The 10,404-nt window shown below is 68.9% G+C and carries 5 protein-coding genes; 4 read left to right on the forward strand and 1 reads right to left on the reverse strand.

Annotated elements, in window-relative coordinates:
* Window positions 1–100 precede the first annotated feature (100 nt).
* Genes ACWGQ2_RS00755 through ACWGQ2_RS00770 form a run of 4 tightly spaced genes read left to right on the forward strand, consistent with a single transcriptional unit; the run spans window position 101 to window position 5,945 of the window.
* Window positions 101–2,830, forward strand: a complete 2,730-nt coding sequence (locus tag ACWGQ2_RS00755; RefSeq protein ID WP_452013294.1) for a WecB/TagA/CpsF family glycosyltransferase — start codon at window positions 101–103, stop codon at window positions 2,828–2,830.
* Window positions 2,814–3,536: a hypothetical protein gene (locus tag ACWGQ2_RS00760; protein WP_452013296.1), complete on the forward strand. Its 723-nt coding sequence runs from the start codon at window positions 2,814–2,816 to the stop codon at window positions 3,534–3,536. The genes ACWGQ2_RS00755 and ACWGQ2_RS00760 overlap by 17 nt, the downstream gene beginning before the upstream one ends.
* Before the next feature lie 7 nt (window positions 3,537–3,543).
* Window positions 3,544–4,884, forward strand: coding sequence for an MFS transporter (locus ACWGQ2_RS00765; RefSeq protein ID WP_452013298.1), 1,341 nt, complete (start codon window positions 3,544–3,546; stop codon window positions 4,882–4,884).
* Window positions 4,881–5,945 carry a hypothetical protein gene (locus ACWGQ2_RS00770; protein WP_452013300.1) on the forward strand — a complete coding sequence of 355 codons (1,065 nt, stop codon included), beginning with the start codon at window positions 4,881–4,883 and terminating at the stop codon, window positions 5,943–5,945. The genes ACWGQ2_RS00765 and ACWGQ2_RS00770 overlap by 4 nt, the downstream gene beginning before the upstream one ends.
* A gap of 15 nt (window positions 5,946–5,960) precedes the next feature.
* Here ACWGQ2_RS00770 and ACWGQ2_RS00775 read toward each other — a convergent pair whose 3' ends face one another.
* Entirely contained in the window at window positions 5,961–10,376 is a 4,416-nt protein-coding gene (locus ACWGQ2_RS00775; RefSeq protein ID WP_452013303.1) for a DUF4082 domain-containing protein, read from the reverse strand.
* Window positions 10,377–10,404 lie beyond the last annotated feature (28 nt).

Here is a 10,404-nt window from a genome sequence, read left to right on the forward strand (position 1 = left end):
CCTGTACTGACCGCGCAGAGACCAGTAACCGATACCCAGTGCCGGGTATGAGCCCACTCCTATTCTCGCTGGCGGTAGCAACGAGGTGGAGGAGAGGGACTTGGCCAAGCAAGTCGAGAGAAACATGGGAACGGACACCGCGGTGTCCATGGAGCAGGATTCCTACTCCAACCACAGCGGCAAACGGCTGGTCCTGGCAGACATGCAGATTGACCTGCTGACTGCTGAACAGGCTGTCAGCACAATTGTGGGCCGCGCGCGCACTGCAGTTCAGCCGCCGCTGGCCGTGGCCTCAGTGAACCTGGACCACGTGCATTACTTCGGCACTGGCGGACGGTGGGCCGGAGCCCTGGACGGCTGCGGCCGCAGCGGGCCGGTTGAGTGGCTGAACGTAGTCGACGGCGCTCCTGTCGCTGCACGTGCAAGCACCCTCACCGGGCGCCAGTGGCCGCGTCTGGCCGGCAGCGATCTGATCAATACGCTGCTGGACCAGTGCGAGGAACACGGACTCAGTGTCGGCTTCCTCGGCGGAGCACCGCAGACCCATGAACGGCTTCAGCAGGTCCTTCCCCGGCTCCGCCCAGGACTTCGGATTGCCGGATGCTGGGCCCCCAAGCGCGAACAGCTTGGAGACCCGGAGGCAAACCGCTCCCTTACCGCGGACATCGCCCGCTCGGGCGTGGACGTCCTGGTGGTGGGGCTGGGCAAGCCCCGGCAGGAACTATGGATTGCCGAGAACGGCGCAGCGACCGGCGCCCCGGTGCTGCTGGCCTTCGGCGCGGTCGTTGATTTCCTGGCCGGACGAGTCCAGCGCGCACCCTACTGGGCAAGTGCCAACAGTCTGGAGTGGGCCTGGCGGCTGGCACTTGAACCGCGACGGCTCGCCCGGCGCTACCTTCTGCAGGGCCCGCCCGCCTATGCCAGGCTCCAGCGCCCCGCAGGCGACGTGATGCCCGCGGCTCCGGTGCGCGAAGTACCGCCTCCCGCAGCGCCGTCTCCGTCCTCCGTTCCGACCCGCTTTGCACCGGCCACCGGCTACGCGGATGTCTGTGTCCTGGCCGTGACCCACAACAACGCCCGTGATATCCCGGACCTGATCGCGTCCCTGCGCGCTGAAACGGAGGACCTCTCCGTCCGTGTGGTCGTCGCGGACAACTCCTCCACAGATGCCACAGTGTCCGAACTCGCCGCCCACCCCGATGTGCTGGTGATCGAAACCGGAGGGAACCTGGGCTACGCGGGAGGGATCAACGCTGCTGCACGGCACGCCGGGGACGCCGGGGCCGTGCTCGTACTCAACCCGGACCTGCGGGTTCGCCGCGGCGCCCTGATTACCATGCTGGAACGGCTTCGGCAGCCCGGTACGGGGATTGTGGTGCCGCTGCTCGCTGATGAGGACGGTTCTACCTACCATTCCCTCCGCCGGGAACCGACGATCGCCCGTGCCCTGGGCGATGCGCTGGCCGGACGGCGCCTGGCCCGCCGCCCGGGCTGGCTTTCGGAGATTGAGTACGACGCCGAAGCCTACGTGTACGCGCATCCAGTGGACTGGGCGACGGGCGCGGCTCTGCTGGTGGACATGCCCCTCGCGCGCAGACTTGGCGGGTGGAACGAGTCCTTCTTCCTGTACTCGGAAGAAACTGATTACTTCCGCCGGGCCCGCGAGGCCGGTGCGCAGGCCTGGTTTGAACCTGCGGCGTGCATGGTTCACCGGCGCGGCGGTTCGGGCCAGTCGGATGACCTTGCGGCGCTGATGGCCGTAAACCGGGTCCGGTACGCGGCGCTGCACCGGAGCCGGGGCTACGTGGCCGCATTCCATGCCGCCGTTCTGCTCTCTGAAGTGCTCCGGACCGGGCGGGCAGGGCATCACAAAGCGGTGCCGGCGCTGCTGCTGCCGGGCCGGCGCAGGGGGCTCCCCCACGCCCAGCCTCCCGCGGCGGAGCCCGTCGACCCGCATTCAGCGGACGTTTACCCGGGCACCGCGGCGCCCTTTCCGCAGGGAAGCATCATCATTCCCTGCCACAACGAGGAACAGGTCATTGGCGCCACCTTGGATTCGCTGGCACCGGTGATTGAAACCGGAACCGAAGTGATCGTGGTGTGCAACGGGTGCACCGATGACTCGGCGGTACTGGCACGTTCCAGGGCGGGGGTGCGGGTGCTTGAACTGGATGGAGCATCCAAGGCAGCTGCCATCAACGCCGGTAACGCCGCTGCGTCCCGGTGGCCGCGCCTGTACCTGGACGCGGATATCCGGGTAAGCCCGGAGACAGTCCGGGCGGTGTTCAATGCCCTGGCCACGGGATCCCTGGCAGTGCGTCCCGCTGTTGACTACGACCTCGACGGCGCCGGGACGCTTGTCCGGTCCTATTACCGGGCGCGCCGGCACCTGCCCGGGGCCCAGCGGTCGCTCTGGGGTGCCGGAGCCTATGCCCTGAGCGCTGAAGCCGGGCAGCGGCTGGGACTGCTGCCCGACGTCGTAGCCGATGACCTCTATATTGAGCGATTCTTTCCGCCCGAGCAGAAGGCCGTCCTGGACTGCCCGCCTGTACTGGTACGGCTGCCGCGGAACGTCAGCGGCCTGCTCGCTGTTCTGCGGCGCACATACCGCGGCAATGCGGAACAGGGTGCCCTGCGCGCCACCGCCGCGGCAAGCGCCGCCGGTATCCTGGGTGCTGTCCGCGGGCCTCGCAGCGCCCTCGATGCCGTGGTGTATGCGGCGTTCACCGTGGCCGGACGGCGGCTGGCAGCGGCCTCGGGCCCCGGGACAACATGGGAACGGGACGAAAGCACCCGCAGCGTCCGGCAGCAGCGTGACGTTGCCTCCTAACCCGTCTTCGAAACGAGCGCTTCCCGGTGGGCGGCAGCTGACCGCCCGCCGGGCCGTTGTGGTCCTTGGCCTGGGTCTGTCCATCCTGTTTCTTGCCGGCGGCACACTTCTTGCCAGGCTTCCCGGCAATGTTGCGTTCCCTGCTGCCGACGGCACACCCGCGCCGCTGCCCACCGCAGATCAGGTTCCGGGAGGCATCCCGCCGCAGAAAGCCCAGGAATCCACCGGCGCCCTTCCCCCGGCTGCCGCACCGGACCCCGACCGTCCGCTCGAAGTTCCGCCCGGTGCTGCCACTCGCGACTCAGGCTCGCTGCCCGTTTCCCGTGAGCTGCCTGAAGCGCGTGTCCTGGTCCGGCTGCCGCTGCCGGCCGCGGATGCCGCCGACGGCCACCTCGTTGCTGACTTCCCGCAGGATATTCTCCCGGTGGTGCCGGGATCCCTGGTGCTCTCCTCTTCTGTGGCGTCTTCCGGGAACACGCTGCAGGCCGGGCTGCACGCGTCCGGGGACCCCACGGCCGTGCTCGAGTTCTACGAAGGACACTTTCAGGCTCTGGGATTCCAGCCTGGTGCACGGGAAACCGCCGGAGGAACCACAACCGCGGTGTTCTCCTACGGCAGCAGCTCGGTGACGGTGACCACGGGAGAAGGCACACCGGGAACCGCCGCCGAGTACTTCGTCTTCGCTGTCCTGCGCGCCGGCCTGTAGGAGACCCGTGTACCTTTCACTTGCCGACCAGCGGGCCCGCCGCCTCAGCCGTGCCGGCGCCCCCGGGGTGCCGTTCCGGCTCTCCCCGGTCATCCTCTGGCTGGGCATCGTCAGTCTGCTCACCGATATCTCCTCCGAAGCCGTAGCTGCCGTCCTGCCCGTGTACCTCACCGGTGCGCTGGGTCTGTCCATCCTTGCCTATGGTTTCCTGGACGGGCTGCAGCAGGGCATCAGTGCCGTCGTACGGATCGGCGCCGGCTGGACATCGGATGCGGTGGACCGGCCCAAATGGGTGGCAGCCGCGGGGTACGGCCTGTCCATGGCGGCGCGCGCGGGACTGCTGGTCTCCGCGTCAGTGGGTGCCGTTGCCTCTGTGATCACGCTGGACCGGATCGGCAAGGGCATCAGGACTGCGCCCCGGGATGCACTGATCACCACCGCAGCACAGCCGGAACATCTGGCCCGTTCCTTCGGCGTGCACAGGATGCTGGACACTGTGGGGGCAACGGCCGGACCGCTGCTGGCTTTTTGTGTGCTGCTGGTGATTCCGCAGGGGTACTCGACGGTATTCGTGCTGTCGCTGGGTGCTGCCGTCCTGGGGGTGGCGGTGCTGGTGCTGCTGGTCCCCAACCTGCGGCCGCAGGCCAGCGGCTCCGAGTCACAGGCCGCCGCCGGGCCGCGGAACGCAGCGGACACCGGTACCCGGCGGGCGGCATGGGAAAGGCCTGCGCGGGAACGACAAGCCCGGCGGCGTGCCCTGTCAGAGCTGAACACTTCGCCGGTACGCTGCCTGCTGCTGGCAGCGGGCCTGCTTTCGCTGCTGAGCGTGGGGGACGGTTTCCTCTACCTGCTGCTGCTGACCTCCGGCGGGTTCAGCCCGGTGTGGTTCCCTCTGCTTTTTGTGGGGACCAACGCGGCGTACCTGCTGCTGGCCATTCCGCTGGGCCGGGCAGCGGACCGCTGGGGCAGACACCGCGTATTCCTGCTGGGCCATGCCGGCCTGCTGGCCGCTTATGTCTGTGCCGGTTTCGGCGGCCCGGCTGCCACGGTGCTGTGCCTGCTGGCCCTCGGCGCGTTCTACGCGGCAACTGACGGTGTGCTCGCTGCGCTGATGGGCAGCCTGGTACCCGAACGGGTCCGCGCCACCGGAATCGCCGCAGCCCAGACCGTGGTGGCCCTCGGCCGGCTGGTTGCATCAAGCCTGTTCGGTGTCCTCTGGTACACCCTGGGACCGCAGCCGGCACTGTGGCTCGCGGCCGGTGCCCTGGCCCTGGCGCTGCCCGCCGCGGCATGGCTGATCCGGTTCGTGACCCGGCGTCCGGTCCCCGCTGCGGCGGACGCACCATGACGACGCCGGCTGGCTCCGGGCCGCAGCTGGCTGCCCCCACCCCCGAGGTGCCACCGGCCTCCGCTGCCCGCTGGCGGGTGCTCGCGGTGGTGACGGCCGCCGTCGTCGCCGGCAGCGCTGTGTACGGGTTCACGGCCTTCCAGGACTACCGGGAGCGGTCGGACGCGGCACCCAGGGTGGCTGTGGATACAACCCGTCCACCTCCGGCGGGGTCCCATCTGGTGTTCCGCAATACAGCGGCAGGTGCGGGGTACGGGCACATCGCCACGGTGCCGCTGACGGACCCCGCCGGTGCACGCCGGATCGAGGACACGGTGTGCGACCGGATCTATGCCGCGGCTGCCGTGCGCTCCTGCCTGCAGACCAGCGGGGCGCTGAGCGCGTTTTCCGATGTGCTCCTCGACGCTGAGGGCAACACCCTCGCCTCCTGGCCGCTGGCAGGGATCCCGAGCCGCACCCGGGTCTCTCCGGACGGCGCCCTGATTGCCACCACCGCGTTCGTGACCGGGCACTCCTACGCCGGCGGCGGGTTCTCCACGGAAACCTGGATTACCGGGGTGGACGGCACACAGCACGGCAATATCCAGGACTTCACCCTGCTGCTCGACGGCGACGAGGTCACCGCGGTGGACCGCAACATCTGGGGCATCACCTTCGGCACGGACGGGGACACCTTCTACGCCACGGCGGCCAGCGGTTCCTCCACCTGGCTGGTGCGCGGCAGTCTCTCGGCACGCACGCTCACCGTGCTGCGGGACGGAGTGGAGTGCCCCTCACTCTCACCGGATGGTCAGCGGATCGCGTACAAAAAAGAGGTTTCCGGGTCCGCTGTTCCGCACTGGCGGGTTGCGGTGCTTGAGCTGGACACCCTCACGGAAACAGTTTTGGGCGAAACCCGCAGCGTCGATGACCAGGTTGAGTGGCTGGACGGGGACACCGTGCTCTACGGGCTCCCCCGGGATGGGGGCCCCGGCGACTCGGATGTCTGGGCGCTGAAGAGGACCGGCGGAGAACCCCGGCTGTTCATCGAGCATGCGTGGTCCCCCGCCGTCGTCCGGTAACCCGGTCCGGCATTCTTAGTCCGGATCCCGCCTGAACACCACGTCCACCAGGTACGTGGCCCCGGTCTGCGTGGTGGGGAACGTCCCGCTGTACGAATAGCGTCCGCCGTTGGCCGGAACCAGCAGCGGTGTCCGGTCCCGTCCGGCGGCGAACCCGCCGGGGGTAGCGGAGTAGACGCCGGCCGGCGCGGTGTACGCCACCGTGTACTCAGTGCCCGGCACCAGCCGGACCGGCTGCGCCAGCAGCGCAGACTGCCAGCCGGAGCCGCCGCCGGCCGGGAAGGTAACCCGGCCCAGTTCGGTGCCTCCGGCGTCAAAGAGGTACCCGGTGTGCGGACCGCTGTTGCCCTCTCCCCGGTAGAAGCGCAGCGCGCTGATCTCTCCGGCGCCGGCCACGGAGAACGCGGTGCCCAGCGTGACCGGTGTTCCGTCCAGGACCCGGTCGATGAGCGGGACGTCCGTCTGCCCGTACAGGCTGCAGGGACAGCTGGTCCCGGGAACTTCCGGGTCAGCAGGAAGCTCGGCCGGTTCGAACAGGACATCCACCAGGTAGCTGGCCGCAGAGGAGCTGGCGGGGTAGCCGCCGGAGTACGTGAACCGTCCGCCGGATGGATCCACCGTAAGCGGGCCGTATTCGTAGGCAGCGGCGAACTGTCCGGGGGTGACTGAATATGTGCCCGACGGCGAGGTGTAGGCGGCCACGTACTGCTCCCCTGCCCGGACGGGAACCGGAGTGGCGAACCGGACGCTTTGCCAGCCGGTGCCGGCAGAGGCGGTGAACGTGGCCGAGGCCAGGACACTGCCGTCTGCCTTGAATACCTGCCCGGTGTGCGTGCCGGTGTTGCCCGGTCCCTTGTAGAACTTCAGGCCTCGGAGCACACCGTCCGTGGAAGAACGGAAGGCCGTGCCCAGGACCACCGGTGAGCCGTCCGCGACCACCGCCACGGCCGGAACGGTGTCCGGCGGGAACAGGCTGCAGCACTCAGTCTCCGGCGGAGGTTCCGCCGTGGTGAACGTCCAGGTGCCGCTGCCGTCCGGTAGCAGTCCCCCGGAGGCGGTGGCGCTCAGCTGCACCGTGTACGCGGTGCCGCCTGCCAGCCGGTCGGCAGGGGTGAACGTGGCGGTGCGGGTTCCGGCGTCGTAGGAGGTCTGGCCCTGCACCGTCCGACCGTCCGGTCCGCGGACGTCAAAGGCGACGGAGCCCGGCACCACGTCATGGGAGAACGCCCCCGAAATCCGGGTGTCGGCAGGGACGCCCGTGGCGCCGTCGGCCGGTGCCTTGGCGTGCACGCCCAGGGCCGGGCCGCTGCGCTCAAAGACCACGTCCACCAGGTAACCGGAGGTGGACGTCCGGTCCGGGTAGGTTCCACCGTAGACGTACCGGCCGCCCTCGGCAGGAACGGTCAGCGGCCCGAAGGTGTAGCTGCCGGCGAACTGGCCGGGGTTGGCTGAGTATCCTCCGGTCGGTGAACTGTAGGCCGCTATGTACTCCCGGCCGGCCTGCACCGGGACCGGCACCGCGAAGGACGCGCTCTGCCAGCCCGAAGAGGATTCGCCGCTGAACGTCACCGCGGCCAGCTCCGTCCCGCCGGGTCCGAACAGGCGGCCGGTGTGCACGCCGGTGTTGCCCGGGCCTTTGTAGAAACGGATGCCGGTGACCGTCCCGGCGGTGTCGGGACGGAACGCGACACCCAGGCTCAGCGGAATCCCGTCGGAAAGCTGCGGCAGGGACGGGATCATGTCCTCGTTGAACAGGCTGCAGGGGCATTCTCCTTCTGCCACGTTCCGTGCAGTGGTGAAGGACCACGTTCCGCCGGCCACCAGGGCGCGGCCCTCGGTATCCGTGGCAGTGAGCACGGCGGTGTACCGGGTGCCCTCGGCGAGGGGTTCCTGGGGCACGAACTCGGCGGTGCGGCTGGCCGCTGAATACCGGGTGGTGCCCGCAGCCGGGTTCCCGGCAGCGTCGCGGAACTCAATGCTCACGCTTTCACGCAGGACTTCCCGGGACAGGACGGCGCTGATCCGGGTGGCGGTCTGGACTCCGGAGGCGCCGTCGGCCGGGGTGTGGGAGGACGCGGAGAGCGGGGCGTTGCTGGTGGTTTCAAAAACAGCGTCCACGAAATAATTGGTGTTGCGGTAGCTGTCTGCGGGGAACCGGCCCGGTGTGGTGTTGAAGACCCCGGCAGGCGGAGCCCCGAAGCCTCCCGCGACCAGCAGCGGGGCGGCGTTGCTGCCGTGTGCTGACCAGTAGTCCGGGGCGGTGGCGTAATGGCCGGTCTGGGTGCTGTAGGAGATCACGTAACCGCGCCCCGCAGTGACGGCGACGGGTTCTGCAAACACTGCCTGCTGCCAGCCTGTTGCGCTTTCGCCGGTGAAAACCGTTGTGGCCAGGGCATTGCCGGCGGCGTCCCACAGGGTTCCGGTGTGCTGGCCGGTGTTGGCGGCCGACTTGTAGAAACGCACTCCGCTGATGAATCCGGACACGGACGGGGTGAACCGCATGCCCAGCTCCACCGGGGACCGGTCCAGACCGTCCGCCGTCTGTGGTTCCTCGGCCCCAAAGACGGTGAACGGCCCATGGACGCTTACCGGGGCCCAAACGCCGGCGGCGGAGAAGTTCCCGCTGTCATCGATGGCGCGGGCGCGGATTATCTGGGTGTCCATGCCGGACTGGATGTAGGAGTAGCTCCAGGCGGTGGTGCCCTCGGCTGCGGACCACGTTTCGCCGTCGTCGGTGGAGATTTCCACTCCGGCAACCTCGCCGCCGCCGGTGTCAGCTGCGGTGCCGGAGACGGTGACGGCCTGCCCGTTGGCCACCGTGCTTCCGGGTTGGAATGTAGTGATCGCCGTGGACGGCGCGGCGGTGTCAGTGCTCTTGGAGGTGCGGGTCAGGGCCGGGTCCAGGGTGGCCGGCTGGGCGTCCATGTCCGCCAGGAGGTTCACCTGGGCCTGCTGCATCCGGCGGTCCGCCGGTGCTCCCCACCCGTCGTGTTCCCGGTCCAGACCCCAGGTCCACTGAACGCTGCCGGCAGAGAAAACCAGCGCCCCGCTGGGTACCCGGTACTGGGTGACGTGGTGGGTGGTGGTGCCCTCCGTGACCGTGTTGCCGAAGTCGCGCAGGTACTGGGGTGTGGGACCGGTGGTGGTGGAAAGCCGGGCGAGGCCGGGCGGGCGGAACCCGTTGTCCAGGTCCTCGTTCGATTCGTAGCCGACGGTGTGCGCGGCCAGCTCCGTCCGGGTGCCGGCATTCTGCGAAGCGAGTTCGGTATGACGCCAGAGCCGGTACTTCCCCTCCTCAGCGCTGACCGTGACCGGCAGGTCGGAGAAGTTGGCCACGTAGGCGGTCCCGGTGAGGCCGTTTTCGGGCAGGCCGCCGCCCTGGTTCTGCGCGGCGAACCGGGGATCGCGCCAGGTGCCCGTCCACTCCGGCACCGGGTCGATCTTGGTGTTGGCCCAGGTCTCCTTGTAGCTGACCAGCGTCCGGTGCGCGCCGCCGTCGGTAGTCGAGGGCTCATACCGGGTGCGCCAGTACACCTCGTTGCCGGAGAGGAACTGCAGGTTCACACCGGCATCCCGTGCTGCTTCCACGTTGCGGCGCTGTGCACCGGACCAGTATTCGTCGTGTCCCACGGAAAGGAACACGCTGTGGTTCAGCAGCCGCTCCCCGTAGCGGTCCGTGTCCACGCCGGACTGGTAGGTGACGTCGTAGCCGTTCTTCTCCAGAAAGCGCACCAGGGGGTATTCGGCGCTGAAGTAGAAATCCCGGCCGTCGTTGTCCGCCCGGGTGGTCACCGGCCGGTTGTAGCTGAGTTTGTAGGCGCGCCCGTTGGCGGCGCCGCGGTAGAAGTCGGACCCGCCGTAGGTGTTGTACGCCTGCCAGGTGGGATCCGAGGTCTGGAAAACGACGTCGGCCGTGGACGCATCGCTGCGCACAATGAAGGTGATGTGGCTGGCCCCGCCGGTGTCCGTGCGCTTCAGCAGCGCCACGTACACGCCGGAGACCGCGTCGGCGGGGACGTGCCAGGTAGCCGAGCGGTGCCAGGTGCCGCAGTCCACCAGTTCGGTGCTGACGTCGCGGAGGCATTCGGGCTGGTTCTGCGGCAGCGCGGCCGACGGCGTTACCGAGTCGATGTGCCGGGCGCCGAGTCCCTGGTACCAGCCGGTGCGGTAGATCTCGATGGTGTAGGCGGCGGCGTCGGTGTCCACTTTGAAGTCCAGGCTGTTCCCGGCATTGACGCTGATGTCGGTGGAGAAGCCCTGGATGCTGGGGTCTCCGGCTTTCTCAATGTCCCATTCATCCGGGTCCGCACCGGGTTTCGCGTTCTCACAGACCACCGGGCTGGCTGCAGCGGAACAGTCTTCCGCTGCAGCTGCCGGGGAGGGCTGGGCTCCGGGCAGGACCAGCTGGGCCACGGCCAGCAGAGCAGCCAAGGCCAGCGCGGTCCGGACCGGGCGTCTG

This window comes from Arthrobacter sp. NPDC055585 (genome assembly GCF_053619115.1).

Coding starts and splice junctions, on each gene's coding strand:
- ACWGQ2_RS00770 (WP_452013300.1), top strand. CDS start 4,881: ATGACGACGCCGGCTGGCTCCGGGCCGCAGCTGGCTGCCCCCACCCCC.